26 protein-coding genes are annotated in these 24778 nt (G+C 60.9%); 16 read left to right on the forward strand and 10 right to left on the reverse strand.

Annotated features, from left to right (window positions below):
- Positions 1-97 precede the first annotated feature (97 nt).
- The gene (gene secG / locus SULPSESMR1_RS04035; RefSeq protein ID WP_089419666.1) at positions 98-460 is read right to left on the reverse strand and encodes a preprotein translocase subunit SecG; all 363 of its coding nucleotides are present in this window, start codon (positions 458-460) and stop codon (positions 98-100) included.
- A 128-nt stretch (positions 461-588) separates the two neighbouring features.
- Between secG and nthA the strand changes: the two genes are divergently transcribed.
- From nthA to SULPSESMR1_RS04050, 3 genes are read left to right on the forward strand one after another with little or no spacing between them, the layout of a single operon-like run.
- Entirely contained in the window at positions 589-1206 is a 618-nt protein-coding gene (gene nthA, locus SULPSESMR1_RS04040) for a nitrile hydratase subunit alpha (protein ID WP_089419667.1), read from the forward strand.
- Complete coding sequence (nthB, locus tag SULPSESMR1_RS04045) at positions 1203-1880, forward strand: nitrile hydratase subunit beta (protein WP_089419668.1); 678 nt, start codon at positions 1203-1205, stop codon at positions 1878-1880. Before nthA ends, nthB begins: the two co-directional genes overlap by 4 nt.
- Positions 1877-2191, forward strand: coding sequence for a nitrile hydratase accessory protein (locus tag SULPSESMR1_RS04050; protein ID WP_089419669.1), 315 nt, complete (start codon positions 1877-1879; stop codon positions 2189-2191). Before nthB ends, SULPSESMR1_RS04050 begins: the two co-directional genes overlap by 4 nt.
- Positions 2192-2194: 3 nt before the next feature.
- Here the strand turns inward: SULPSESMR1_RS04050 and SULPSESMR1_RS04055 are convergent, their stop codons facing one another.
- A complete protein-coding gene (locus SULPSESMR1_RS04055; protein ID WP_089419670.1) occupies positions 2195-2590 on the reverse strand; it encodes a DUF6524 family protein in 396 nt (131 codons plus the stop codon).
- 186 nt (positions 2591-2776) lie between these two features.
- On the opposite strand from SULPSESMR1_RS04055, the gene SULPSESMR1_RS04060 reads away from it, so the two are divergent.
- From SULPSESMR1_RS04060 to SULPSESMR1_RS04070, 3 genes are read left to right on the forward strand one after another with little or no spacing between them, the layout of a single operon-like run.
- A complete protein-coding gene (locus tag SULPSESMR1_RS04060; RefSeq protein ID WP_089419671.1) occupies positions 2777-4069 on the forward strand; it encodes an adenylosuccinate synthase in 1293 nt (430 codons plus the stop codon).
- A 9-nt stretch (positions 4070-4078) separates the two neighbouring features.
- On the forward strand, positions 4079-4300 hold the full coding sequence (locus SULPSESMR1_RS04065) for a DUF2842 domain-containing protein (RefSeq protein ID WP_089419672.1): 222 nt from the start codon (positions 4079-4081) through the stop codon (positions 4298-4300).
- The gene (locus SULPSESMR1_RS04070; protein WP_089419673.1) at positions 4300-4671 is read left to right on the forward strand and encodes a glyoxalase superfamily protein; all 372 of its coding nucleotides are present in this window, start codon (positions 4300-4302) and stop codon (positions 4669-4671) included. Before SULPSESMR1_RS04065 ends, SULPSESMR1_RS04070 begins: the two co-directional genes overlap by 1 nt.
- Before the next feature lie 64 nt (positions 4672-4735).
- On the opposite strand, the gene SULPSESMR1_RS04075 is transcribed toward SULPSESMR1_RS04070, so the two are convergent.
- Entirely contained in the window at positions 4736-6844 is a 2109-nt protein-coding gene (locus tag SULPSESMR1_RS04075) for a hypothetical protein (protein WP_089419674.1), read from the reverse strand.
- A 136-nt stretch (positions 6845-6980) separates the two neighbouring features.
- Here SULPSESMR1_RS04075 and SULPSESMR1_RS04080 point away from each other — a divergent pair, with 136 nt between their 5' ends.
- Positions 6981-7637 (forward strand): thiamine diphosphokinase, encoded by a 657-nt coding sequence (locus tag SULPSESMR1_RS04080; RefSeq protein WP_089422130.1) that lies wholly within the window; start codon positions 6981-6983, stop codon positions 7635-7637.
- Here SULPSESMR1_RS04080 and SULPSESMR1_RS04085 read toward each other — a convergent pair.
- Genes SULPSESMR1_RS04085 through SULPSESMR1_RS04095 form a run of 3 tightly spaced genes read right to left on the reverse strand, consistent with a single transcriptional unit; the run spans position 7634 to position 10680 of the window.
- The gene (locus tag SULPSESMR1_RS04085; protein ID WP_089419675.1) at positions 7634-8548 is read right to left on the reverse strand and encodes a DMT family transporter; all 915 of its coding nucleotides are present in this window, start codon (positions 8546-8548) and stop codon (positions 7634-7636) included. The genes SULPSESMR1_RS04080 and SULPSESMR1_RS04085 overlap by 4 nt on opposite strands.
- A 56-nt stretch (positions 8549-8604) precedes the next feature.
- A complete protein-coding gene (locus SULPSESMR1_RS04090; RefSeq protein ID WP_089419676.1) occupies positions 8605-9978 on the reverse strand; it encodes an L-serine ammonia-lyase in 1374 nt (457 codons plus the stop codon).
- Positions 9979-10680, reverse strand: a complete 702-nt coding sequence (locus SULPSESMR1_RS04095; protein ID WP_240311272.1) for a glutathione S-transferase family protein — start codon at positions 10678-10680, stop codon at positions 9979-9981.
- Between the two features lie 201 nt (positions 10681-10881).
- On the opposite strand from SULPSESMR1_RS04095, the gene rpiA reads away from it, so the two are divergent.
- The 6 genes from rpiA to SULPSESMR1_RS04125 all read left to right on the forward strand — a co-directional run bounded on the left by rpiA (position 10882) and on the right by SULPSESMR1_RS04125 (position 17237).
- Positions 10882-11670, forward strand: a complete 789-nt coding sequence (rpiA, locus tag SULPSESMR1_RS04100) for a ribose-5-phosphate isomerase RpiA (protein WP_089419677.1) — start codon at positions 10882-10884, stop codon at positions 11668-11670.
- 17 nt (positions 11671-11687) lie between these two features.
- Positions 11688-13157: an FAD-dependent oxidoreductase gene (locus tag SULPSESMR1_RS04105; RefSeq protein WP_089419678.1), complete on the forward strand. Its 1470-nt coding sequence runs from the start codon at positions 11688-11690 to the stop codon at positions 13155-13157.
- 75 nt (positions 13158-13232) lie between these two features.
- Entirely contained in the window at positions 13233-14393 is a 1161-nt protein-coding gene (gene hflK / locus SULPSESMR1_RS04110) for an FtsH protease activity modulator HflK (protein ID WP_089419679.1), read from the forward strand.
- Complete coding sequence (gene hflC, locus SULPSESMR1_RS04115) at positions 14393-15286, forward strand: protease modulator HflC (RefSeq protein WP_089419680.1); 894 nt, start codon at positions 14393-14395, stop codon at positions 15284-15286. The genes hflK and hflC overlap by 1 nt, the downstream gene beginning before the upstream one ends.
- 1 nt (position 15287) lies before the next feature.
- Entirely contained in the window at positions 15288-15485 is a 198-nt protein-coding gene (locus SULPSESMR1_RS04120) for a DUF2065 domain-containing protein (protein ID WP_089419681.1), read from the forward strand.
- A gap of 276 nt (positions 15486-15761) precedes the next feature.
- Entirely contained in the window at positions 15762-17237 is a 1476-nt protein-coding gene (locus SULPSESMR1_RS04125; RefSeq protein WP_089419682.1) for a Do family serine endopeptidase, read from the forward strand.
- Between the two features lie 54 nt (positions 17238-17291).
- On the opposite strand, the gene SULPSESMR1_RS04130 is transcribed toward SULPSESMR1_RS04125, so the two are convergent.
- A complete protein-coding gene (locus SULPSESMR1_RS04130; RefSeq protein ID WP_198362852.1) occupies positions 17292-17825 on the reverse strand; it encodes a peptidoglycan-binding domain-containing protein in 534 nt (177 codons plus the stop codon).
- Between the two features lie 215 nt (positions 17826-18040).
- Between SULPSESMR1_RS04130 and SULPSESMR1_RS04135 the strand changes: the two genes are divergently transcribed.
- Entirely contained in the window at positions 18041-18364 is a 324-nt protein-coding gene (locus tag SULPSESMR1_RS04135; protein WP_089419683.1) for a 2Fe-2S iron-sulfur cluster-binding protein, read from the forward strand.
- Between the two features lie 463 nt (positions 18365-18827).
- On the opposite strand, the gene purD is transcribed toward SULPSESMR1_RS04135, so the two are convergent.
- Positions 18828-20093, reverse strand: coding sequence for a phosphoribosylamine--glycine ligase (gene purD, locus SULPSESMR1_RS04145; RefSeq protein WP_089419685.1), 1266 nt, complete (start codon positions 20091-20093; stop codon positions 18828-18830).
- 77 nt (positions 20094-20170) lie between these two features.
- Here purD and xseA point away from each other — a divergent pair, with 77 nt between their 5' ends.
- Positions 20171-21715 (forward strand): exodeoxyribonuclease VII large subunit, encoded by a 1545-nt coding sequence (gene xseA / locus SULPSESMR1_RS04150; protein WP_089419686.1) that lies wholly within the window; start codon positions 20171-20173, stop codon positions 21713-21715.
- Positions 21716-21727: 12 nt separating this feature from the next.
- Here the strand turns inward: xseA and SULPSESMR1_RS04155 are convergent, their stop codons facing one another.
- A complete protein-coding gene (locus SULPSESMR1_RS04155) occupies positions 21728-22768 on the reverse strand; it encodes a cyclase family protein (protein ID WP_089419687.1) in 1041 nt (346 codons plus the stop codon).
- A gap of 134 nt (positions 22769-22902) precedes the next feature.
- On the opposite strand from SULPSESMR1_RS04155, the gene SULPSESMR1_RS04160 reads away from it, so the two are divergent.
- Entirely contained in the window at positions 22903-24276 is a 1374-nt protein-coding gene (locus tag SULPSESMR1_RS04160; protein WP_089419688.1) for an aspartate aminotransferase family protein, read from the forward strand.
- Between the two features lie 42 nt (positions 24277-24318).
- Here the strand turns inward: SULPSESMR1_RS04160 and SULPSESMR1_RS04165 are convergent, their stop codons facing one another.
- Positions 24319-24711 (reverse strand): hypothetical protein, encoded by a 393-nt coding sequence (locus tag SULPSESMR1_RS04165; RefSeq protein WP_089422133.1) that lies wholly within the window; start codon positions 24709-24711, stop codon positions 24319-24321.
- Between the last annotated feature and the right edge of the window lie 67 nt (positions 24712-24778).

Here is a 24778-nt window from a genome sequence, read left to right on the forward strand (position 1 = left end):
GGGCCTCAGTATAACGGATGATTTCGGTTCAAGGCAAGCCATGCCGCAACATGATGTTGCAGCGCGGCATCTTGCCTCAAGGTATAGAGTTAAAAGGTCAGTCGCCCGCCGGAACCAGCGGCGCTTCGGCGTCGCTTTGGGTGGGCGGTGTCAGACCATCGGCGGGCGGGGTCAGCGGGGTGCCGTCCTGCGTCTCTGGCGCGGCGCCCAACCGGTCGATGACCGAGGTGCCGGCAGATTTTTCAGCGGCGATGATCGTCAGCGTGATCGACGTGATGATAAAGCAGATCGCCAGAATCCATGTCACTTTGCCCAGTGCGGTCGCGGCTGCGCGGCCTGCCGTGGCACCGCCACCACCGCTGCCCATGCCCAGACCGCCGCCTTCCGAGCGCTGAAGAAGCACTACGGCAATCAGCCCCAGAGACAGGATAAGGTGAATGATCAGGACGACGTTTTCCATGTATGCTCGCGATGCTCACGTTCGGTTTTGCGGGTATCTATGCAAGTTTCGCAGGCGGGGCAAGGGTGCGTGGCCGGTTAAGCACGAGGGTATGGACAAATGGTGCGCCTGCGCGCCATGCTGCGGCTATGCCTCATGACCATCATGACCACGATCACGCCCATGCGCTGCTGCCGCCAGACCCTGCTTTGCGGGTCAAGGCGCTGGAAACGATCCTGACCGAAAAGGGATTGATCGACCCCGCGGCGCTGGATGAAATCATCGACACCTATGAAAACCGCATCGGACCGCGCAATGGCGCGCATGTGGTGGCGCGTGCATGGTCCGATCCCGCTTTTCGCGCGGCATTGCTGGAGGATGCAACCGCTGTGGTGTCCGAACTGGGTTATTACGGGCGACAAGGCGAACATATGGTCGCGGTCGAGAACACGGAAGACACGCACAACATGGTCGTTTGCACGCTGTGCAGTTGCTATCCGTGGCCGTTGCTGGGAATTCCGCCCGCATGGTACAAATCCGACGCCTACCGCGCCCGCGCGGTGCGCGAGCCGCGCAAGGTGCTGGCCGATTTCGGCGTGACATTGCCCGAAGACACCGCCGTGCGGGTCTGGGATTCGACCGCCGAGGTGCGCTATCTGGTGATCCCGCAGCGCCCAGCCGGCACCGAAGGACTGGACGAGGCGGCGCTGATGGATCTGGTGACACGCGATTCGATGATCGGCACCGGACTGGCTTTGAGGCCATGAGCCGCGTTCACGACATGGGCGGACGCTTTGGCGATGGCCCCGTGCAGCCCGAACCCGAAACCGAAGTGTTCCATGCTGACTGGCATCCGCGTGCGTTGGCGGTGACGCTGGCCTGCGGATCGTTGGACCAATGGAACATCGACACCAGCCGTCATGCCCGCGAACGGCTGGCGCCCAAGGATTACGCCGCCTTCAGCTACTACGAAAAGTGGTTGGCGGGCCTGGCCGATATGCTGGTGGACAAGGGTGTGTTGACTCCCGAGGAACTGTCCAGCGGTCATGCCGCAGGACCATCCCCGCTGGCCGATCGTAAACTGACCGCAGATGCCGTCACCGGTGTTCTGGCGCGCGGCGGCCCCGCGGACCGGCCAGCACAGATCGCTGCCACGTTTGCGCGCGGTGACAGGGTGCGCACGCGCCGCCACGCGCACAATGCTTTTGTTGACGGGGGGCACACCCGTTTGCCTGATTATGCGGCGGGAGCCACAGGGCGCATCGTGCGGCTGCATGGTCATCATGTGCTGCCCGACGCCGCAGCGCACGGTCTGGGCGACCGGCCCGAACCTGTCTATGCCGTGGCCTTTGCCGCGTCCGAATTGTGGGCACGTCCCGAACATCCGCGCGACGAGGTCGTGCTGGACCTGTGGCAAAGCTATCTGGAGCCTGCAACATGAGCCGCCCCGAACCCGTGTTCGAAGCGCCGTGGCACGCGCAACTTTTTGCGCTGACCGTGCATTTGAACGAGGCAGGGCGGTTCGACTGGCCCGACTGGGCGGCGCGGTTTTCGACCACTCTGGCGCAGCACGGGCTGACCCGCGATCTGAACGGTGGCGATGATTATTTCGCGGCGTGGCTACAGACGCTGGAAACACTGCTGGCCGAAAAAGGCTGGGCCGACGCCGCCGCTGTGGCAAAGGTGCGTGACGCGTGGGAGGCCGCCTATTTGCGCACGCCGCACGGCGATCCGGTCATGCTGGACGGTTGATTTTTATTCGTCGATGTCGTCCACATCCGCCTGACCGGACAGACGCCGCCGTACCAGACTCCACGACAGGCCAATTCCCAAAACCGAGCTGAGTGCCAGAAGGCCCAGCCATGTGTTAAGGTTGGAATCCTCCAAGCTGAGCAGTTGCAGATCATAGAGCACCCAAAGCCCCGCGCCCATCACGGACAGCACCAGCGCCATGCCGAATCCGCCGATCGACCGCAGCGTCGCGCGCAGATAAATGATGTAGCCGATCAGCAAAAGCAGCCCGACCAGAACCGCGATCGACAGGTTTTTGTCCCCGTAATCGCGCGCCCACCGCACGTAATTGAACTGGGTCGGATTATAGGTCAGGGCCAGCAGCACAAAGGCCGCCAGCCAGCGCAGGATAAAGCCCATCGCGGTCTCCGGTGTCTGGTTGCTTCAGGAATTGCCCAAAACCACCCCATGTGTAAAGGGTGCAGCGTCGCATCGGCCTTTGGAAATTTATTGGCGATAAGCGGCGTGCGGTTTCAGTTTGTGGTTTCGCGTATGTGTCTGGCGGACTATACCGACTCCGGTTTGCAAATATAAAGGACCTGCATCATGGCCAATGTCGTCGTTGTCGGCGCCCAGTGGGGTGACGAAGGAAAAGGCAAGATCGTCGATTGGCTCAGCGAACGCGCTGATGTGATTGCGCGCTTTCAGGGCGGGCATAATGCGGGCCACACCTTGGTGGTCGACGGGACGGTTTACAAGCTGCATGCGCTGCCTTCCGGTGTGGTGCGCGGCGGAAAGCTGTCGGTGATCGGGAATGGTGTGGTTCTGGACCCATGGCATCTGGTCAAGGAGATTGCAGGCATCCGTGAACAGGGCGTCGTTATCACCCCCGAAACGCTGATGATTGCAGAGAACACTCCGCTGATCCTGCCGTTCCACGGTGAGCTGGACCGCGCGCGCGAAGATCAGAACTCGGTCGCCAAGATTGGCACCACCGGTCGCGGCATCGGGCCGTGCTACGAGGACAAAGTGGGCCGTCGGGTGATCCGTGTCGCCGATCTGGCGGATAACGCGACGCTGGAATTGCGTGTGGACCGTGCTTTGGTGCATCACAATGCGCTGCGTTCGGGGCTGGGTCTGGAACCGGTCGATCGCGACGATCTGCTGGCCCAACTGCGCGCGATTGCGCCTGAAATCCTGCCTTTTGCCGCGCCTGTCTGGAAGGTGCTAAACGAAAAGCGCAAGGCGGGAAAACGCATTCTGTTCGAAGGGGCGCAAGGTGCGCTGTTGGACATCGACTTTGGCACATATCCTTTCGTTACGTCATCCAACGTGATTGCAGGTCAGGCGGCCACGGGCACAGGTATGGGGCCGGGGGCGATCAATTACGTTCTGGGCATCGTCAAAGCCTATACCACGCGCGTGGGCGAAGGCCCGTTCCCGACCGAATTGCACGACGATGACGGCCAGCGGCTGGGCGAGCGCGGCCATGAGTTCGGCACCACCACAGGCCGCAAGCGGCGCTGTGGCTGGTTCGATGCCTGCCTTGTGCGACAGACCTGTGCGACCAGCGGCGTGAACGGCATTTCGCTGACCAAGCTAGACGTGCTGGACGGGTTCGAGACGCTGAAAATTTGCGTTGGCTATGAATTGGATGGCGAACGGATGGACTATCTGCCCACTGCCGCCGATCAACAGGCACGCTGCACGCCGGTTTACGAAGAGATGCCGGGCTGGTCGGAATCGACCGAAGGCGCGCGCAGTTGGGCCGAACTGCCCGCCGAGGCGATCAAATATGTGCGCCGCGTCGAAGAACTGATCGAATGCCCCGTGGCATTGCTGTCAACCTCGCCCGAGCGTGAAGACACCATTCTGGTGCGTGATCCGTTTGCGGACTAAGGGGGCGATATGGCGCTGAGTTACAAGGCAAGGAGACGCTGGTCGCTGATCATTCTGCTGGTGGGCCTGCCGCTTTATGTGATCGTTGCGGTCAATCTGGTGGCGCTGTTCGACCGGCCGTCGATCTGGGTGGAATTGCTGATCTATCTGGGGCTTGGCGTCTTGTGGGCCTTTCCGCTCAGGGCTGTGTTCAAGGGGGTCGGGCAACCGGACCCTGACGCAGACGACTGATGCAGGCGGCGGCTCCCATACCGGTACTGCGCAGTTTCGATGCGGCCAAGGCGCGGGAATTCTACGTTGATTTTCTGGGCTTCGAAGTGGCTTTCGAGCACCGGTTTTCACCCGATCTGCCGCTTTATACAGGCCTGCGGATGGGCGACTGCGAAATTCACCTGTCCGAACATCACGGCGATGCATCGCCGGGCGCTGTGCTGCGCATCGGGGTCGCGGATGTGGCGGCCTATGCTGCGGCGTTGCGTGACAAGGGATACGGGTTTGCCCGTCCCTCGGTGAAGCGCCAGCCCTATGGGATGGATGACATGGTTGTGGCTGATCCCTTTGGCAACCGGCTGATCTTTTGTACACCGGTGCCGCAAGGCTGACCCCCAAAACGCCAAACGGCGGACCCTAAGGCCCGCCGTTACAGTCTCTTTTCAGGTTTGGCAGTTAACCCGCAGCGCGCTGGTCGGGCCGAAACCCGATGTCGCCAGAGACAGCAAAGCGCCCGCCTTTGATCTTTTCGATCTTCCCGGCCCGAAGCAGTTGGCCAAAGGAACGCAGGCCGTCTTCGCGGCTAAAGTCGGCGCCGATCACCTGACGCACTTTGGTCATCACTTGAGGGCGCGAGAACTGCTCGCGCTCTTCGACAAAGACCAGATAGGCGGCGGCGGCTTCCAGAAGATCGGGCAGGTTGTGGGCACCCATGTCTTCTGCAAATTCGGCAAAGCTGTGGCCGCTGTCAACCTCGACCACCGCAGGGGCGGCAGACACGCGGCGCGGCCGCACGGGGCCATCGGAGGCTGCGACAACACTGTCCACACGCTGTTCAGCGACCAGTTTCAGCGGCGCGGGGCGGCTGCTGCCTGTGCCACGCGCTTCGGGGCGGCGCGGTTTGACCACATCGGCCAGATCGGTCTGATAGGCGCGCACTTCCAATGCGTCTTCGGCGATTTTGGCACCAACGATGCCTTCATCCGAGTTTTTCGCAGCCACGGCAGCGCGCAGGTGGGCAAAGGCGTCGCGGTTGCGCGCACTTTCGGGTTCGCCCATTTGCGCATCGGCCTTGGCCATCAAGCGGTCCATATCGCCTTCGCCAGCGGCATTCAGTTTGCTGACAGCCTGTGCGGCGTTGTTTTCGTCCTTTTCCACGTCGCTCATGCTGCCTTCGACGTCGGCCAGTTCGCGCATCAAGGCGTGTTCGTCCTCGTCCGAGAGCGAAGAACCGATTGCGCTGCGGTCTTCTTCGTCCTCGTCATCCTCGTCGGACATCTCTTCGAGATTGCCTTGGGCGATGGCGGCTTCAAGGTCGGCACGTTTGACTTTGACGATGCGGGCGATGCGCGGGGCAGAGCTGGCTGCTGAATTATCGATGTCATCGTCTTCATCGACGATCATGATCTCTTCGTCGTCATCTTCGTCCATGTAGTTGTCGTCGTCGTCGCCAAACAGGTTCATGTCGTCGCTGTCATCCGCTGCCACTTCGGGTGCTTCGGCTTTGTTGTCGGACATGCTGTCGTCGAAACGCGCAAGGATGGCGGCCACGTCTTCGTTGTCGTCTTCTTGCGACATGGTCATACTGTCGTCTGTGTCCAGTGCGGCTGTCACGTCGGCAGCGGCCTCTGCGACAACGTCTTGTGCGGCTTCTTCCGCGGCTTCTTCCGCGGCTTCGTCGTCCTCGTTCATCAGGGCATTCATCAGCGCATCGTCTTGCGCTTGCATGTCTTCAGATTCGTCTTCGTAGTCGTCGTCCGCATGTGCGGTGCCGGGCACGAAATTTTCGGCGTGTTCGTCTTCGGAATAGTCGTCGTCCTTGTCGTCGTCATCGGCCTGCGAAACAACGGCACGGATACGTTCAAGCTTGGCTGCGATACTGTCTGCATGGGGCACGACACGGTCGCGGACGGGGGCCACCACGTCTTCGGCTTCGGCGGTCTCTGCCTGTTGGTCTTCGGGTTCGCCTGCAACAATGTCGGTCTTGGTGTCCGCAAAAAAGGCCTCGGCTTCGGTTTTTGCGTCTTTCATGGCGGCGATAGCGGGTGGGGCCAGCATGTCGCTTGCGTTGGCGCGATCAAAGGCACTGTCGATGGCGTCCTGATCATCCGCATAATCAACCGCATCCCCAGGGACGTCCTGCAGCTGGACGGCGTCGGTTTCGGGGATCATCTCGGGTGTGATGTGTTTGGCAGCTTCTTCAGCCTTGGCGGTTTCGGCAGGGGCAGGTTGCGCGGCAGGTTCGGCAGCAGCCGATTCCGCGGCAGGGGCCTGCTGTTGTGGGGCCATCGGCGCGGGCGCTGTTTGCGGTGCTGTGGCGTTGAGAAAGATGCGGCCGTCATTGGTCCGCGCCTCGACCCTGCGGGCGATTTCGCGTTCGGCAATGCGCGCCAGCATCTCGGCGTCAGGTTGCGGAGGCTCGGCGCCAAAGTAACGGTCATCACTGGCCAGATCGCGAAAATATTCCGCAATGGCTTTCATTGTGTGGAAAGAATCGTCAAACCCTTCCAACGTGCACGAGAATGTGCCGTAGGAGACCGTTAAAATCTTATTGTTACTCAACATACTACTCGTCCTCTGCGCTGCTGCAGCTACATTTAATGTTGACTGGCGCGGCCAAAGCGGCCCGAATCTGTGCTCAACACGGTATCATTTCATGGCGACTTTGTGACCTGTTTCCAAATATGGGGTGAATGCCACCGTGAATAAGGCAATTGTTGAAAGCAAAGCGCCAGTTACACTGGTCGGAGGTGGTGCGGGCAATGCGGCTGACGTGATTTTGGCGCAATCGCTGGCTCCGGTCTGTGTGGCCGCTGACGGCGGCGCCGCACTGGCATTGAAAGCGGGTGTAATGCCCGACGCGGTGATCGGTGATTTTGACAGTTTGCCCGATGAAATCAGCGCACAAATCCCTGCCGCGCGCCTTTTTCATATAACGGAACAGTCCAGCACCGATTTTGACAAGGCGCTGTGCAGAATTGTGGCCCCCTTGGTGATTGCTGTCGGGTTTACAGGCGACCGTGTGGATCATCAACTGGCGGCTTTTCACGTTCTCGCGGCCCATGCAGGGCGTCCTTGTGTCGTTTTGGGGGCGCATGAGGTTATCTTTCATTGTCCGGCTCAGGTGGCTTTGCCAGTGGCTGACGGAGATGTCGTATCATTGTTTCCAATGCAGAAGGTTTCGGGCCGGTCGACCGGATTGCAGTGGCCGATCGAGGGGCTGGCCTTTGACCCCATGCGACTGATCGGCACATCGAATCGTGCAACGGGTCCGGTAAGGTTGTGGATGGACGGACCGGGGATGCTGTGCATTGCGCCACGGCGCATCCTGTCCGATCTGGTTTCCGCGCTGACCTAAGCCGCAGGTGGCACCCGCATCTGCCGCCGCGCAACAGAGCGTTCGCGCAGCACCACATAAAGCCCTGCACCGATCGTGATCAGGATGCCCACAGCCGCCAACCCGTTGGGCCAGTCGCGGAACACGACATAACCGATGGCCGTCGCAAAGGGGATTTCCAGATATTGCATCGGTGCCAGCGTCGCCGAGGGCGCAAAGCGCAGCGACCATGTCATCATCAGGTGCCCCAGCGTGCCAAACAACCCGATGCCCACCAGCAACAGTGTTTCGCTTCCTGTAGGCAGACGCATCGCCAATCCCGCCAGGTCGTCCGAAAAGAGCAACAACACCGGTGACATGATCGCAACTGCCATCGCGCCCGACACAGCTTGCAAGCCCACCGGATCGGTCTGTTTTGCGATCTGGCGTGTGACCAGCATGAACAGCGCAAAGGTAAATGCCACAAACACCGGCCACAGCGCGGGCCAGCCCACATCGGCAAAGCTGGGTTGAACCACCAGCAGGGTGCCCGCAAAGCCCACGACGCAGGCAATCAGGCGGCGGCTGCCAACCTCTTCGCCCAGAACGAATTTCCCCAGCAATAGCATCATGAACGGCATGACAAAGGCAATCGCCACCGCATCGGCCAGCGGCAGATACCGCAGGGCAGTGAACATGCCGCCAATGCCCGCGATGTGCAGCAGGGTGCGGATGAACGTCAGGCGCAATTCGCGGCCGCGCATCCGCCATTCGCGTCCGGTCAGCCAGACCAGCGGAATCAACACCATCATCTGCACAAAAAAGCGGCACCACAGCAGTTGCCCCAATGACAACGACTGGCCAATGACCTTGGCCAGCGCGTCGCCCATCGGTGCGACAACACAAAAGCCAAGCATCAACATGATGCCCAAAAGGGGTCGGTCCTGATCCATCCGTGGCACGCTAGATTCGACCGGAGGGATTGGCAATTGTGGAAACGGTCAAAGCGTCAGCAGTTGGGCACATTCACCGCCAGCCCGCCCAGCGAGGTTTCCTTGTATTTCTCGGACATATCCGCGCCGGTCTGGCGCATGGTTTCGATACAGGCATCCAGTGGCACCAGATGGGTGCCGTCACCGCGCAGGGCCAGCGACGCAGCACTGACCGCCTTGATCGCGCCCAAACCGTTGCGTTCGATGCACGGCACCTGCACCAGCCCCTTGACCGGATCGCAGGTCATGCCCAGATGGTGTTCCAGCGCGATTTCGGCTGCGTTTTCCACCTGTTCGGGTGTGCCGCCCATCACCGCGCACAGGGCTGCGGCGGACATGGCCGCGGCACTGCCCACTTCGGCCTGACAGCCCGCTTCTGCACCCGAAATCGAGGCATTGTATTTTACCAGCCCGCCAATGGCGGCGGCGGTCAGCAGAAAGTCTTCGATGTGCTTTTCCGACGCGCCCGGCACATGGTCGAGGTAATAGCGCAGCGTTGCGGGCAGCACGCCTGCCGCCCCGTTGGTGGGGGCGGTGACCACCTGCCCACCGGCGGCGTTTTCCTCGTTCACCGCCATCGCGTAAACGCTCATCCAGTCGTTGATGGTGTGAGGTGCTTGCTGGTTCAAACCGCGTTCGGCTTGCAGCGCATCGTGAATCGCCTTGGCGCGGCGTTTTACCTGCAATCCGCCGGGAAGGATGCCGTCATTTGCCAGTCCGCGGTCGATGCAATCGTTCATCACCTGCCACAGCCGCGCCGTGCCGCGCTTGAGGTTGTCGGCCCCGCCGCGCGATTCCTCGTTAGCGCGTTTCATGCCTGCGATGGTCTTGCCCGAGGCCTGTGCCATCTCCAGCATTTCCTTGGCGGATTTGAACGGGAACGGAACAGGCGCGCCTTCGTCGGTGTCCTTGCCTGCGGCAAGTTCTTCCTCGGTCATCACAAATCCGCCGCCGATGGAATAGAACACCTGCCGCAGGGTCACGTCGCCCTGTGCGTCGGTGGCCATCAGGATCATGCCATTCGCGTGGCCCGTAAGCTGGGTGTCATAGTCAAAGACCAGATCGCGCTTGGGGTCGAATTTAAGCGGCGGCAGACCTTCGGGGTGTAACTGGTGTGACGTCTCCAGATCGGCCAGCAGCGCCTCGGCGCGGTCGTTGTCATAGGTTTCGGGCACGAACCCCGCAAGGCCCAGAATGGTGGCGCGGTCTGTGGCGTGGCCAACACCGGTAAAGGCCAGCGATCCGTGCAACGACGCGCGCACCCCCGCAAATTGGAAGGGCGAGGCGCGCATCATGTCCAGAAAGCGCGCGGCAGCAACCATTGGCCCCATAGTGTGCGAAGACGACGGGCCGATGCCCACTTTGAACATCTCGAAGACGGATAGAAACATTTAGGTGGCACTTCCTTGGGGCGGGGTGGGCGCGCGGGGCGCTGTGAATGGCGTGTCGCCCAGACCTTCGGCACGTATTAGGGTGGCGCAGGCGGGCAAAGCTTCGACGCGCAGGCAGGTGGTGTGCAGCGCGGGAAAGGCGGCAAGGTCAAACCAACTGCGGTCGGTGTCGGCAGGATAGACGGCACACCAGCGCAGGCAACCCGCAATATAGAAATCCAGCACCGTCGGCGCGTGAAACTGCCAGTCGGTCGCGGCGGCATCCAGATTGCGCAGGCTGGTGGTGATCTGCTGTTGAAGGTGGCGGCGCAGGCGGGCCTGATCGTGGCGGTCGTCGCCGGTGTATTTTTCGGGATAGAACGTCATGCGCAGCGCAGGGTGCAGGGTGTTGGACACAAAGAACAGCCATTTCAGCCAGTTGCCCCGCTGTGCGGCATCGCGCGCAGGTCCAAGCCCGCCGTGGGTGTCGGCCAGCCACAGCAGTATCGCGCCGGTTTCGAACAGCGCGCCCTGTGGCGTTTCCAGCGTGGGGATCAACCCGTTGGGGTTCAGCGCGCGATAGGTGTCGCAGGTTTGCGCACGGCTGGCACGGTCAACCAGACGCGCCTCATAGGGCAGGTCGGCATGGTCCAGCGCCAATCGCACGATCAGCGAGGCATTGTCAGGGGCATAGTGCAGCACATAGGTCATGGTCGCAGGCATAGCGCGCGGTCATTGGACCAGGCACGTCATTTGCGACGCATCTACGGCAAAAGCTGACGCACAGCACGCGATTGCAGCAACATGACAGGGGGGTTGCGAGCGCATTCGTCGCGCACCGGTTGGGGGGATGCGTGCGATTGCCCCTCGCACCCAAGGCGCAACTTTCCTATAAGCAGCCCGACACATCAACGGAGCTGCCCGATGTCCGGAGAACTATCGCCGATCGACAAGGCGAAATTCGTCGCTGCCAAACGTGCCGCCGACTATGTCGAAGATGGCATGCGGGTGGGGCTGGGCACCGGCAGCACTGCCGCTTGGCTGGTGCGTTGCATCGGCGAGATGGTGCGCAACGACGGGTTGCGGATCAAGGGCGTTCCAACCTCGACACGCACGGCAGAACTGGCCCGCGACGTGGGCATCGACGTGATCTCACTGGACGAGGCAAAGTGGCTGGACCTGACCATCGACGGAGCCGACGAATTCGACGGCGACCTGAACCTGATCAAGGGCGGCGGCGGGGCGCTGTTGCAAGAAAAGATCGTGGCCACAGCCAGCGACCAGATGATTGTGATCGCTGACGTCGGCAAAGAGGTCGAGACGCTAGGCGCCTTCCCTCTGCCCGTCGAAGTGATCCCCTTTGGCTGGCAGACGACGCAGGCGCTGGTCGAGGAAACGCTGATCTCGATGGACGTGCTGGGGCGGTCATCGTCGCTGCGCATGAACGGCGCGCGCCCCTTTGTCACCGACGAAGGCAACCATATTCTGGATCTGTACCTGAACCGTATCGGCAATGCGCGACAGCTTTCATTGGTTTTGAACCAGATGCCCGGTGTCGTTGAAAATGGTTTGTTCATCGACATTTGTGACGCAGTTGTGATTGGCTATGGCGATGGACGGGTCGAGGTGCGCGACATAAATCAAGGTACGATCGAACAGGACCGTCTGGATTTTGTCGAAACGGACAATCTGTTTACAGACCTTGCGGATTAATTAAAGGGCGCGATTTCATGGCTTCCACATACGACTTTGATCTTTTTGTAATCGGCGGCGGCTCAGGCGGTGTACGTGCGGCCCGTGTGGCAGCGGGCGACGGGGTTCGGGTCGGGCTGGCCGAAGAAAGCCGCTATGGTGGGACATGCGTAATCCGCGGCTGTGTGCCGAAAAAGCTGATGGTGTTTGCCAGCGAATACCGTGACACGGTGCGCGATGCGTCGGCCTATGGGTGGGATATTAAAGAGGGGCCGTTTGATTGGCCCGTGTTCCAAAATCGTCTGAACACAGAGTTGGACCGGCTTGAAGAAGTGTATCGCGGCCTGCTGGCGAATTCGGGTGTCAAGACATTCGATTGCCGCGCCAGGCTGAAAGACAAACACACCATCGTGTTGGACAATGGTGAAGAAAAGACCGCCAAAACGATCCTGATCGCCACCGGTGGTCATCCGGTGCGACCCGATGTGCCCAATGCCGATCTGGGCATCGTCAGTGACGACATTTTCAAGCTGGAAAAACTGCCCAAGTCGATCCTGATCATCGGCGGCGGCTATATCGCCTGCGAATTTGCCTGTATCTTGCATGGATTGGGTGTCGAGGTGACGCAATATTATCGCGGCGCGCAGATCCTGCGCGGCTTTGACGACGAGGCGCGCGGCCTTGTTGCCGAAGCGATGCGCGAACGTGGCATCGATCTGCACGTGGGCACCAACATTGTCGAATTGTGCCCCGACAGCGAAGACCACGCGCCGCATGTGGGATCAGACGCCGCGATGGGCGCCCCGAGCGGACAAAGCTCCGAGGTGGTCAATCCCGGAACCGATGCCCAAGCAGGCTCGCGTGGGGGGCCGATCAGGGTGAAATCGACCATAGGTGGCGAAAAGGTCTTTGACGTGGTATTCTTTGCCACGGGCCGCGTACCGTCCACCCATGACATGGGTTTGGAAGAGGTGGGCGTAAAGCTGGGCAGGGGCCACGAGATTCTGGTCGATGACTATTCCAAAACGGATGTGGACAACATCTATGCTATCGGCGATGTCACCGACCGTGTGAACCTGACGCCGGTGGCAATCCGCGAAGGCATGGCCTTTGTCGAGACGGTGTACCGTGACAACCCGACGCCGGTGGATCACGATCTGATCCCTTCTGCGATCTTCACACAGCCCGAAATGGGCACCATCGGCCTGAGCGAGGAAGCCGCAGCCGAGCAAGAAGAGATCGAGGTTTACACATCCAGTTTCCGGCCCATGCAGACCGCATTTGCCGGACGCGATGACAGGGTACTGATGAAACTGATCGTATCCAAGAAAACGCGCGTGATTTTGGGATGTCACATTGTCGCGCCAAATGCGGGTGAAATGATCCAGCTGGCGGGCATTGCAATCAAGATGGGCGCGACCAAAGAAGATTTTGACCGGACCTGCGCGGTGCATCCGACCATGTCCGAGGAAATCGTGACGATGCGGACACCGACACGCACTGCTTGAATTCTCAAGCAAAATACACAGGTATTAATTTGATACGCGTCCCCAACGGGTCGCGAACAGGAGGACAGAAGACATATGGCTGGCAACACAGGCGGCCCTTGGGGCGGCGGAGGCTCTGGCGGTGACGACGGGCGCGGCGCGAACGGCGCGGGCAATGGTGGCAAACCCGGTGGCGGTCGTCGCCCCGGCGAAGGCGGCGGGCAGATGCCCGAAATCGACGAGTTGGTTCGAAAGGGCCAAGAGCAGCTGCGCGTCCTGATGGGCGGTCGTGGTGGCAACAACGGCACTGGCGGGTCTGGCCCGGGCGGTGGCGGCGGTGGACCACGCCTGACACGCGGGACCGTTGGCCTTGTGGTTCTGGGTTTGATCGTGGCATGGGGGCTTGCCAGCTTTTATACCGTGAAACCCGAAGAACAATCGGTCGAACTGTTCCTGGGCGAATATTCGTCCACGGGCAGCCCCGGTTTGAACTTTGCGCCGTGGCCGCTGATTACTTCGGTTGTTCTGCCGGTGACGCGGGAACAGACCGAAAATATCGGTAGCGGAGCAAGCACCGAAACAGGCCTGATGTTAACGACTGACGAGAACATCATCGACATTGATTTCCAAGTGGTCTGGAACATTTCGGATCCGGCCAAGTTCCTGTTCAATCTGGCCGAGCCGGATCTCACCATTCGCGCCGTTTCGGAATCGGCGATGCGTGAAGTGGTTGCACGTTCGGAGTTGGCGCCGATTCTGAACCGTGACCGTCAGCTGATCGCCGATCAGGCACAGCAACTTATTCAGGTGACGCTGGACCAATACGACAGCGGCGTGAATATCCTGCGTCTGAACCTCGACAAGGCTGACCCGCCGCGTGAAGTCATCGACAGCTTCCGCGAAGTGCAAGCGGCCGAGCAACAACGTGACCGTCTGCAACGCGAAGCTGACACTTATGCCAACCGCGAACTTGCCGGTGCGCGTGGTGAAGCGGCCCAAACGCTGGAAGAGGCAGAAGCCTATCGTGCCCAACAGGTCAACGAGGCGCAGGGTGAAGCCGCGCGGTTTACCTCGGTTCTCGAAGAATATGCCAAGGCACCACAGGTGACGCGCAAGCGCCTGTATCTGGAGGCGATGGAGAAAATTCTGGGGGATGTGGATAAAATCATCCTCGAGGAGACATCCGGTGGCAACGGGGGGCAAGGGGTTGTTCCCTATCTGCCACTCAATCAATTGCGTGGTGGAGGATCGAACTGATGCGGAACACAACCATAATTATCCCCGTTATCGTCGTGCTGTTGGGCGTTCTGCTCAGCTCGGTTTTTATTGTCGACGAGCGTGAAAAGGCGCTGGTTTTGCAATTTGGCCAGATCAAATCGGTCAAGGAACAACCGGGATTGGCGTTCAAGATTCCGCTGATCCAAGAGGTTGTGCGCTATGACGACCGCATTCAGGCGCTGGACACCGTGCCGACCGAGGTGACGCCTTCGGATGACCGCCGACTGGTGGTTGACGCCTTTGCCCGTTACCGGATTTCCGACGTGGTGCAGTTCCGGCAAGCGGTTGGTGCCAATGGCATGCGCGCCGCAGAAGAACGTCTGCAAGGTATTCTGAACCCGGTGATCCGGGCAGTTCTGGGCGCGAATGGTGTGACGTCGAACACCATCCTATCGGCGGACCGTGCAGCACTGATGGAACGCATCACAGCACAGGCGCGCCAGCGTGCTCTGCCGCTGGGGCTGGACGTGGTCGACGTGCGTCTGAAGCGGACAAACCTGCCCGAACAGAACCTTGATGCCACATTTGCACGGATGCGGGCCGAGCGGGAACGCGAAGCAGCGGACGAAATCGCGCGCGGTGAAGAAGCCGCCCAGCGGGTGCGTGCGCAAGCCGACCGGACGGTGGTAGAACTGACGTCGGACGCTACACGTCAAGCCGACATCATTCGCGGTGAAGCCGACGCCGAGCGCAACGCCATCTTTGCAACTGCGTTCGGGGCCGATCCAGAGTTCTTCGAGTTCTACCGTTCGCTGACCGCCTATGAGCGGTCCCTGAAAGGCAGCAACTCGACGTTGGTTCTGTCGCCGGACAGCGAGTTCTTCAACTACCTGCGTTCCGATCAGGGCGCACGGTCGGCCGAAGGCGAATAAAATGGCATGGGTCCTGTTGGCCCTTGGACTGGTAATGATGGTGGAGGGGCTGGTCTATGTGCTGGCCCCTTCGCTAATTGAAAGGGTGCTGGAAATGTTGCGCAGCCTGCCCGAAAGCACACGCCGTCAGGTTGGCCTTCTCGCTTTGGTGAGCGGACTGTTGCTGGTCTGTGTGGCCTATCAACTGGGCCTGAACTGATTGCGGCGCATGCGCGCCATTTGATTTTGTTCAAAATTCTGTGAATTTTAGCTTGTAGCCTCCGGCAGGGATATTTGGGGCCAAAAGAAGTTTTGTGCTATGGTCTTGTCTGAGAGGTTGCAGGTTCACAGATGGGTAACGTGGTGTTGACAGGCCGCGATTGATTTCGATCTTTCATGTTGCATGCTTGCAACCCTAGATGCACGGTAGTGCGCAGATGCGCAGTAAAGTGTGAAAAGCGGGCTTTTGTCCGCACGGACAGCAGGAGAACGTCGTATGCAGACCAGAGCGGTCGCGGTGTCGACAACACGCACCCCATTCTTACAACTTCGCGCCATGTGGCTGACAGCCCTGGCGATGGTCCTGGTGCTGGCGCAGGTGATCGCGGCACAGGCAAAACCCGAAAGCCTTGCACCTCTGGCCCAGAAAATCAGCCCTTCGGTTGTGAACATCACAACTTCCACCATGGTTGCCGGCAACACAGGGCCGCAGGGCATCGTGCCCGAAGGTAGCCCGTTCGAAGATTTCTTTCGCGAATTTCAGGATCGTAACGACAATGGCGACCGCTCGCGCCGGTCATCTGCGCTGGGGTCGGGTTTCGTGATTTCCGAAGACGGCTTTGTGGTGACGAACAACCACGTCATTGAAGGGGCAGACGAGATCAAGGTCGAGTTCTTTAATGGCAAAGAACTGGATGCCAAAGTGGTTGGGACCGATCCCAACACCGATATCGCCCTGCTGAAGGTCGAGGCCGATGGCCCGCTGCCCTTCGTTCCGTTTGGTGACAGTGATGCGGCGCGTGTGGGGGACTGGGTGATTGCGATGGGCAACCCGCTGGGTCAGGGCTTTTCGGTATCGGCTGGTATCGTTTCGGCCCGCAACCGCGCGCTGAGCGGCACCTATGACGACTACATCCAGACCGATGCAGCGATCAACCGCGGCAATTCGGGTGGGCCGCTGTTCAACATGGACGGCGAGGTGATCGGTGTGAACACCGCGATTCTGTCGCCTAATGGCGGCTCGATCGGGATCGGCTTTTCGATGGCGTCGAATGTTGTGGGGCGCGTTGTCAAGCAACTGCAAGAATACGGCGAGACCCGCCGTGGCTGGTTGGGCGTGCGTATTCAGGACGTAACCCCCGATATTGCCGAAGCGATGGGTTTGGAGAAAACCGCCGGTGCGCTAGTGACATCGGTGCCCGAAGGCCCCGCAATGGAAGCTGGCATGAAAGACGGTGACGTGATCATCAGCTTTGCCGGTGTCGAAGTCACCGATACGCGCGGTCTTGTGCGTCAGGTCGGCAACAGCCCCGTGGGCGAAGCGGTGCGGGTTGTGGTCTTCCGTGAGGGCAAAACCATCACGCTGAAGGTCACGCTGGGTCGTCGTGAAGACGCCGAAGGCGCTGTGCCTGCGGTGGCGCAGGGGGGTGATTCTGAAACGGCACCCGAAACCACCAAAGAGGTTCTGGGCCTGACACTGGCACCGTTGACCGACGAGTTGCGCAGCCAGTTGGGTGTAGACAGCGATTTGGTGGGACTGGCCGTTGGGGCTGTGGACGAAGGGTCGGAAGCCTATGAGAAAGGTCTGCGTGCCGGTGATGTGATCACCGAGGCCGGTCAGCAAAAGATCGCTTCGATTGCCGATTTCGAAACCCGCGTGGCCGAGGTCAAGGAAGCCGGGCGCAAGTCGTTGCTGCTGCTGGTGCGCCGTGCGGGTGATCCGCGCTTTGTGGCCCTTGGCATCGCCGACTAAGCGACCTGCTGTTACAAGTTTGCGAAGGGCCGGGCCATTGTGTCCGGCCTTTTGTTATTCGGCGGGCTGCCGTTCGACCGCGACCAGCCCCAGTTTTCGGGCGGTTGCGATGGTCAGGATGTCGCTGTCAAAACCGTCGGGTGCCTGAATGCGGCGCACGGCGGCGCGGGTGCGCATCGACATCTCGCCGGTGACAGGGCCGCGATAGATTTTGCGCGCTGCCAGTGCCCGTTGCAGGGACGAGATGAATTCGGGTGTCAGCTTTGCTGCACAGGGCACTTCGAACCAAGTGTCATTGCGCTCTTGCACGATTTCCTGAATGCTTTCGCGTTGGTAAATGGCAGGTTGCTGGATCACCCCGTCGCTGGTCACCTGCGCGGGCTTCAGCAATATCTCGCGCTCGACGGTTTCGATGATGGCGGGAGATGTCTTTTTGCCCCAACATGTGTCCACTGCGGCCCCCTCGGGCCGTTCGGCGGTCAGGCGGATCATGCCCGGCCCCTCTAGCCCGTCCATGCCGGAGGTGGTCACGGGATCGCATGCGCCCAGCAATAAAATGCCCAGAGCGGCGGTGCGGAAATGGATCATTGCTCGTGTCCTCGTGCCGGTTCAGGGGCGGCTTTGCGCCATAGGCTACCTGCATCCCACAGCGCTGACCAGCCCCGGTCGGGGCGGCGGGCGGCATCGGTTCGCGCCAAAACTGTGTGCCGCACGCAACCACCCCGAGAGGGGGCGCGAAAGGGGCTGGCGCACCCCAGAGCGGCTGGATAGAAATGCAGGGATTTTGAATGAAGGGGGCGAGAATGGCCAAGATTACCTATATCGAGCATGGCGGCAAAGAGCACGTTGTCGAGGTGGCGACCGGAATGACCGTTATGGAAGGTGCGCGCGACAATAATATTCCCGGCATCGAGGCCGATTGCGGCGGTGCCTGTGCCTGTTCGACCTGCCATGTCTACGTCGATCCTGCCTGGACCGAGAAGCTGCCTGCCAAGGACGACATGGAAGAAGACATGCTTGATTTTGCGTTCGAGCCCGACCCCGCGCGGTCGCGTCTGACCTGCCAGTTGAAGGTCACCGATGCGCTGGACGGTCTGGTCGTCCACATGCCCGAAAAACAAATCTGATGCGATTGGCAGCGCTCTTTTGGGTGCTGCTGGCGGGCGTCTCGGCGGCAGAGCAGGAGGCCGGGACGCGCCTTGGTGCCTTTACGGCGCCTATCGAGGCACCAACCCATCGTTATGGCCACGGCATCATGGGCGATCTGCCTGAATGGGGGCCGTTTGTGCCTGACCGGACCCGCGGCGCAGACGTGCGTCACCTTGCCCCAGAGTGCGGTGTTCAAAGATATGGTCCCGCGTCTGGCCGATCTGGATCGTGACGGCACCCCCCGATGTCATCACCGCCAATGCTGACTGGTCACAGATCATGGCCACACAGCTGGTCAACAACCGTGCCAAAACGCGCGTATTGAGTCGCTGTTCCGCCGCAGCCCCGCGCGGTACCATTCAGTGTGATTGAGCTTCATCTTGCCAGGTAAACTCCGGGGGCGCGTCGCAGACGCGGGGGCAGAGCCCCCAACAAACCCCGTCAGTCCAGCGCCCGCCAGCCGATGTCGCGCCGGCAGAAGCCGCCATTCCAGTCTATCGCATCGACCATCGCATAGGCGCGATCGCGTGCTTCGGTCAGTGAAGCGCCACGCGCGGTGACGTTCAGAACCCGCCCGCCGCTGGCCACCACGTTGCCACCTTCGCGCTTGGTGCCTGCGTGGAAAACTATGTTGCTGCTGTCTTCGGGCAGCGCGTCCAGCCCGCCGATAACAGTGCCTTTTTCATAGGCGTCGGGGTAGCCTTTGGCGGCCATCACCACAGTGATCGCGTGATCGTCGGCCCAGTTCACCCGCGCGCCCGCCAGACGGCCTTGGGCTGCGGCGTGCATCAGGTCCATCGCCTGCGCCCCAAGGCGCATCATCAGCACCTGACATTCCGGATCGCCAAAGCGCACATTGTATTCCACCAGACGCGGCACGCCGTTCTTGATCATCAGCCCGGCGTACAGAACGCCCTGATAGGGCATCCCGCGTTTGGCCATCTCGTCCATGCAAGGCTTGATAATCTGGTCCAGAGCGGTTTGTGCAATCGCATCCGTCAGCACCGGTGCGGGTGAATAGGCGCCCATGCCGCCGGTGTTGGGGCCGGTGTCGCCTTCGCCGACGCGCTTGTGGTCCTGGGCGGTGCCCATCGGCAGCACATCCGTGCCATCGCAAAGCACGAAGAACGAAGCCTCTTCGCCATCCATGAATTCTTCGATCACCACTTCCGCGCCCGCACCACCAAAGGCACCACCGAACATATCGTTAATCGCGGCTTCTGCCTCGGCCACGGTTTCGGCGATGATCACACCTTTGCCTGCGGCCAGTCCGTCGGCCTTGACCACGATCGGCGCGCCTTGCTGCTGCACATAGGCGCGGGCCGATGCCGCATCGGTGAAGTGGCCGTAGGCGGCCGTGTTGGCCCCGCAGGCATCGCAAATCTCTTTGGTAAAGGCTTTGGACGCTTCCAACTGCGCTGCGGCTGCACTTGGGCCAAAGACCAGTACCCCTGCGTCGCGCAGACGGTCAGCCACTCCTTTGGCCAGTGGCGCTTCGGGGCCGACAATGACGAAATCAATCGATTCTTCCTCGACCAGTGCCACCACCGCACCACCGTCTTCGATATCCAGTGACGCGCATTCCGCCATAGATTCGATGCCCGCATTGCCGGGGGCAACGATCAGTCTGTCACATTTGGGGTTTTGCACCACCGCCCATGCCAGAGCGTGTTCGCGGCCACCACTGCCGAGGATCAGAATATTCATGGCGCACACTCCTTGGCCTTTGTTGCCCCGCGTTCTAGTCTGCACGCACCCGCCACACAAGCACGCAAGGCACACCAATGGACCTGATCGACGACCCCGCCGAGGCTGGCAACTCTCCCGAGTTCAGCGTCACCGAGCTTTCCGGGGCTATCAAACGGGTGATCGAGGGCGAATTCGGCCATGTGCGCATCCGTGGCGAGGTGGGCCGCGTGTCGCGTCCGCGTTCGGGGCATGTCTATCTGGACCTCAAGGATGACCGCAGCGTGATTTCCGGTGTGATGTGGAAAGGTGTGGCCAGCCGTCTGCAAACCCAGCCCGAAGAGGGGATGGAGGTGATCGCCACGGGGCGTATCACCACCTTTGGCGGGCAGTCGAAATACCAGATCGTTATCGAAGATATCAAACCGGCGGGCATGGGCGCGCTGATGGCGCTGCTGGAAAAACGCAAGGGAATGTTGCAAGCCGAGGGGCTGTTTGATCAGGACCGCAAGCGGCCCTTGCCCTATTTGCCCGACATCATCGGCGTGGTCACGTCGCCGTCGGGGGCGGTGATCCGTGATATTCTGCATCGTCTGCGCGACCGCTTTCCGCGCAAGGTGCTGATCTGGCCGGTGGCTGTACAGGGTGAACGCTGTGCACCCGAGGTGACCCGCGCCATCGAGGGGTTCAACGCGATGACGCCTGGCGGATCGCTGCCACGGCCCGATCTGCTGATAGTGGCACGCGGCGGGGGCAGTGTGGAAGACCTGTGGGGGTTCAACGAAGAGATCGTCGCGCGCGCGGCGGCTGCATCCGATATTCCGCTGATCTCGGCGGTTGGCCACGAGACCGACACCACGCTGATCGACTTTGTGTCCGACAAACGTGCGCCGACGCCCACGGCAGCGGCGGAACTGGCCGTCCCAGTGCGCCACGAGTTGCTCGCTTGGCTGGGCGGGCAGGGCGCGCGAATGTCGCAGGCACTGTCGACCACGCTGATCCGTCGCCGTCAGCGGCTGAGCGATCTGGGCCGTGCGCTGCCCCGCCCCGAAACACTGGTGGAAAGTCCGCGACAGCGGCTGGATGTGCTGGGCGACCGTCTGGGCCCTGCGCTGATTGCCGGAGTGCAGCGGCGCAAGGTCAAGCTGTCCGAAGCGTCGGGCAGCCTGCGCCCTGCCACCCTGCGCCGCAGCGTCATGGCCGCACGGCGTGATCTGGACAAGCTGTCGGCGCGTCTGGCACCAGCGCTGAGCCGTGCGGTCGCGGCAAAATCGGAACGTTTCACCACGCGCACGGGTCGTTTCGATCCTGCCGCCATGACGGCGCAAACCGCCACGGCGCGGCGCGATCTGGACCGCCTGACCGCTGGCATCGTGCGCGCAGGGCATGGCCAGACCGAAACCCTGCGCCGCAAGATCGACGCGATGGACCGGCTGCGCGAAACGCTTAGCTACAAGGCGACCTTGGCGCGCGGCTATGCGGTGGTGCGCGGCGACGGCGATGTTGTGACAACCAAGGCGCGGGCAAAGAAATCGTCCATCCTTGAGATCGAATTTGCCGATGGCAAACTGGTGGTCGGTGGCAAGGCGGCTGCCCCGAAAAAGTCCACCGCCAAGGCACCCGATCAGGGATCGCTGTTCTAGAGGTGAAACCCTCTAGACCGTCGCCACCGGCGTCACCGGAGACCCAACTGCCGCGGGCAACCGCAAAGGCGGTGCCGTGATCAGAAACCGTGACCGCCCGTTGGCCCGCAACCAGTCGGCCAGCGGCGTCAGGTGCCACAGCTCGCCCAGCATGATGCCGTTCTTGAACAGGCAATGCTCGTGCAGGGGCAGGGTGGAACAACAGCCCTCACCCGGTGTCGCCGGATAGCCCTCGACCGCATAGTTGTCGGCGGCAATGGCGGCGACGCCGCTGTCGGTGATCCATTGCAACAGCCGCGCGTCGCGCCCGTCCAATACCGCGCAGGCGTTGTGCAGGCGATCCTCATCGGGATCTTTGTTCATGTCCAGAATCACTTGGGCAAAGCCGGTGTGCAGCACCAGCATGTCGCCTTGTTCCACGCGCACGCCATCGGCCTCCATCACGCGCATCAGCATGTCGTAATTCACCAACGTGCGATCGTCGCCAAAGTGTGCGCGCAAATCAACCATCACGCCGCGCCCCTGAATGCCGTGGGCAGCCGCGTTTTCGATGCCCAATGCGGTTGCCTGTGATGTGCTGTGCGGCTTCATGTTGGGCCCGACACCGGCATCGTCCATCGCGTCGGGGCCGATGATGTCTTCGCCTGCGCGGTAACCGTTGTAAAACACCTTGCGGGTGTTGCCGTCGCCCGTCGTGTCGAACTGCCCACCCACATGGCACAGCGCATCCCACTGCGTCGAATATTGCAGGTGCAAGATCGCCAGATCATCACACAAAACATCCGATGCGCCGGGGATGGTTGCGTTAAAGTTCACCGCCCCCTCGCGCAGCGTCGGGCGGACCACAGGCGGCTTGCGACGCGGGTTCAACCCGCTGCCACCGGGATAATCCAGCGGCAGGGAAAGACAAAAAGTGATCCCCTCGACCGCCTCGGCCAGCCCTTGTTTGACCTTGGCGCGATCCATCAGGTTCAGTCGTCCGATCTGGTCATCGGGGCCGAAATCGCCCCAGTTCGATCCAGGCGGCCGGTTTGTCCATCTGGGTTGTGTCATCTGCGGGTCTCCTCCCCCTTGAATGGTTTTGCGCATCATGGCGTGCCGAACGGGTTTGACACAAGCATGGAAGGTCGCGGCAAAATCCAATAGGCCTGTGCCAACGTCACAAATTGCGCATAAGGATTGTCAGGATGCTGAAGAACGATCAATTGGACCAATGGGACCGCGAAAATTTCTTTCACCCTTCAACCCATCTGGCCCAACATGCCCGTGGCGAAAGCCCCAATCGGGTGATCATGACGGCGAGCGGCGTCCACATCGAGGACCGTGACGGCACGCGTTTGCTGGACGCCTTTGCGGGTCTTTATTGCGTCAACGTCGGTTATGGCCGTGAAGAGATCGCAGAAGCCATCGCCGATCAGGCGCGCGAGCTGGCTTATTACCACTCATACGTCGGCCACGGCACCGAGGCGTCGATCACTCTGTCCAAGATGATTCTGGACCGCGCCCCATCGAATATGTCCAAGGTGTATTTTGGTCTTGGCGGGTCGGATGCGAACGAGACCAATGTGAAATTGATCTGGTATTACAACAACATCCTTGGCCGCCCACACAAGAAAAAGATCATCAGCCGCTGGCGTGGTTATCACGGTTCCGGCCTTGTCACCGGCTCGCTGACCGGGCTTGAGCTGTTTCACAAGAAGTTTGATCTGCCGGTCGATCAGGTGATCCACACCGAGGCCCCTTATTATTTCCGCCGCGCGAATCAGAGCCAGACCGAAGAACAGTTTGTCGCCCATTGCGTGTCCGAACTTGAGGCGTTGATCGAACGCGAGGGCGCAGACACCATCGCCGCCTTTATCGGTGAGCCTGTTCTGGGCACCGGTGGCATCGTGCCACCGCCCGAAGGCTATTGGGCGGCGATTCAGGCTGTGCTGAAAAAGCATGATATTCTACTGGTTGTGGATGAGGTTGTTACCGGCTTTGGCCGTCTGGGCACCATGTTCGGCAGCGATCATTATGGGCTTGAGGCGGATATCATCACCATCGCCAAGGGGCTGACGTCGGCCTATGCGCCGCTGTCGGGGTCAATCATCGGCGACAAGGTCTGGAAGGTGCTGGAGCAAGGGACAGATGAAAACGGCCCCATCGGGCATGGCTGGACCTATTCGGCACATCCCATCGGGGCGGCGGCCGGGGTGGCCAACCTCAAGCTGATTGACGATCTGAACCTTGTCAGCAACGCGGGCGCGGTCGGGGCCTATCTGAACAAGACAATGGCGCAGGCGCTGGCCGATCATCCCCATGTGGGCGACATTCGCGGCGAGGGGATGCTGTGCGCTGTCGAATTTGTCAAAGACCGCGACGACCGCACATTCTTTGATGCCGCAGACAAGATCGGCGCACAAGTGTCGGCCACGTTGTTGTCGCAGGACAAGGTGATCGCGCGCGCCATGCCGCAGGGCGACATTCTGGGCTTTGCACCGCCCTTTTGTCTGAACAAGGCCGAAGTGGATCAGGTGGTTGCAGCGACGGCGCGGGCGGTGAAAACCGTTTTGGGCTAAAGGGTTGCGCCCGCCGTGGTCTTTTTGGGCTGCAGCGGGCGGCTATACGCCGATCTTGGGGCCAAGGCACAACATTTCTTCGCCCAAATCCTGCGCCTCGTACAGCGATAGCGACCCCGGTTCGTTCTGAAACTGTGCAATCAGGCCGCCGCCGCGCTTTTCGAACGTCCAGCATTGCGGGTCGGGGCGGTCTTCGTAGACGAAACAGATGTTGCCCGCCTGTTCGTACCAATATCCGTCCTTGCAGTCGCCATCCAGAAACGACCAGCGCACGCGGCGATTTTCGAGATATACTTCGGCACCATAGGGTGCGCCGCCGGCACCGAAGAATAGTGTTTTGCCCTTGGTGTAGGCGTCAAAGGCGTCTGCATCCATTGGTTCGGCGGCCAGTGGTGCGGCGAAAAGGGCGGCGAAAATCAACGTGCGTGTCATCATGGCGCCAGACTGGCAGACGCGACGCCGACGCGCCAGCCTGTGCTGCATAGATCGGCAGATTAGTGTT

The sequence above is a fragment of the Pseudosulfitobacter pseudonitzschiae genome (assembly GCF_002222635.1).
Taxonomy (GTDB): Bacteria; Pseudomonadota; Alphaproteobacteria; order Rhodobacterales; family Rhodobacteraceae; genus Pseudosulfitobacter; species Pseudosulfitobacter pseudonitzschiae_A.

What these genes read in the sequence shown, in the direction of transcription:
- SULPSESMR1_RS04055 (WP_089419670.1), bottom strand. Translation starts at nt 2,590, where the DNA reads ATGGGCTTTATCCTGCGCTGGCTGGCGGCCTTTGTGCTGCTGGCCCTG.
- hflC (WP_089419680.1), top strand. Translation starts at nt 14,393, where the DNA reads ATGCGGAACACAACCATAATTATCCCCGTTATCGTCGTGCTGTTGGGC.
- SULPSESMR1_RS04085 (WP_089419675.1), bottom strand. Translation starts at nt 8,548, where the DNA reads ATGGATCAGGACCGACCCCTTTTGGGCATCATGTTGATGCTTGGCTTT.
- nthA (WP_089419667.1), top strand. Translation starts at nt 589, where the DNA reads ATGCCTCATGACCATCATGACCACGATCACGCCCATGCGCTGCTGCCG.
- SULPSESMR1_RS04105 (WP_089419678.1), top strand. Translation starts at nt 11,688, where the DNA reads ATGGCTTCCACATACGACTTTGATCTTTTTGTAATCGGCGGCGGCTCA.
- SULPSESMR1_RS04075 (WP_089419674.1), bottom strand. Translation starts at nt 6,844, where the DNA reads ATGTTGAGTAACAATAAGATTTTAACGGTCTCCTACGGCACATTCTCG.
- purD (WP_089419685.1), bottom strand. Translation starts at nt 20,093, where the DNA reads ATGAATATTCTGATCCTCGGCAGTGGTGGCCGCGAACACGCTCTGGCA.
- SULPSESMR1_RS04050 (WP_089419669.1), top strand. Translation starts at nt 1,877, where the DNA reads ATGAGCCGCCCCGAACCCGTGTTCGAAGCGCCGTGGCACGCGCAACTT.
- SULPSESMR1_RS04130 (WP_198362852.1), bottom strand. Translation starts at nt 17,825, where the DNA reads ATGATCCATTTCCGCACCGCCGCTCTGGGCATTTTATTGCTGGGCGCA.
- secG (WP_089419666.1), bottom strand. Translation starts at nt 460, where the DNA reads ATGGAAAACGTCGTCCTGATCATTCACCTTATCCTGTCTCTGGGGCTG.
- rpiA (WP_089419677.1), top strand. Translation starts at nt 10,882, where the DNA reads ATGTCCGGAGAACTATCGCCGATCGACAAGGCGAAATTCGTCGCTGCC.
- SULPSESMR1_RS04135 (WP_089419683.1), top strand. Translation starts at nt 18,041, where the DNA reads ATGGCCAAGATTACCTATATCGAGCATGGCGGCAAAGAGCACGTTGTC.
- SULPSESMR1_RS04060 (WP_089419671.1), top strand. Translation starts at nt 2,777, where the DNA reads ATGGCCAATGTCGTCGTTGTCGGCGCCCAGTGGGGTGACGAAGGAAAA.
- SULPSESMR1_RS04165 (WP_089422133.1), bottom strand. Translation starts at nt 24,711, where the DNA reads ATGATGACACGCACGTTGATTTTCGCCGCCCTTTTCGCCGCACCACTG.
- nthB (WP_089419668.1), top strand. Translation starts at nt 1,203, where the DNA reads ATGAGCCGCGTTCACGACATGGGCGGACGCTTTGGCGATGGCCCCGTG.
- SULPSESMR1_RS04125 (WP_089419682.1), top strand. Translation starts at nt 15,762, where the DNA reads ATGCAGACCAGAGCGGTCGCGGTGTCGACAACACGCACCCCATTCTTA.
- SULPSESMR1_RS04120 (WP_089419681.1), top strand. Translation starts at nt 15,288, where the DNA reads ATGGCATGGGTCCTGTTGGCCCTTGGACTGGTAATGATGGTGGAGGGG.
- SULPSESMR1_RS04070 (WP_089419673.1), top strand. Translation starts at nt 4,300, where the DNA reads ATGCAGGCGGCGGCTCCCATACCGGTACTGCGCAGTTTCGATGCGGCC.
- hflK (WP_089419679.1), top strand. Translation starts at nt 13,233, where the DNA reads ATGGCTGGCAACACAGGCGGCCCTTGGGGCGGCGGAGGCTCTGGCGGT.
- SULPSESMR1_RS04095 (WP_240311272.1), bottom strand. Translation starts at nt 10,680, where the DNA reads ATGCCTGCGACCATGACCTATGTGCTGCACTATGCCCCTGACAATGCC.
- SULPSESMR1_RS04090 (WP_089419676.1), bottom strand. Translation starts at nt 9,978, where the DNA reads ATGTTTCTATCCGTCTTCGAGATGTTCAAAGTGGGCATCGGCCCGTCG.
- SULPSESMR1_RS04160 (WP_089419688.1), top strand. Translation starts at nt 22,903, where the DNA reads ATGCTGAAGAACGATCAATTGGACCAATGGGACCGCGAAAATTTCTTT.
- SULPSESMR1_RS04065 (WP_089419672.1), top strand. Translation starts at nt 4,079, where the DNA reads ATGGCGCTGAGTTACAAGGCAAGGAGACGCTGGTCGCTGATCATTCTG.
- SULPSESMR1_RS04155 (WP_089419687.1), bottom strand. Translation starts at nt 22,768, where the DNA reads ATGACACAACCCAGATGGACAAACCGGCCGCCTGGATCGAACTGGGGC.
- xseA (WP_089419686.1), top strand. Translation starts at nt 20,171, where the DNA reads ATGGACCTGATCGACGACCCCGCCGAGGCTGGCAACTCTCCCGAGTTC.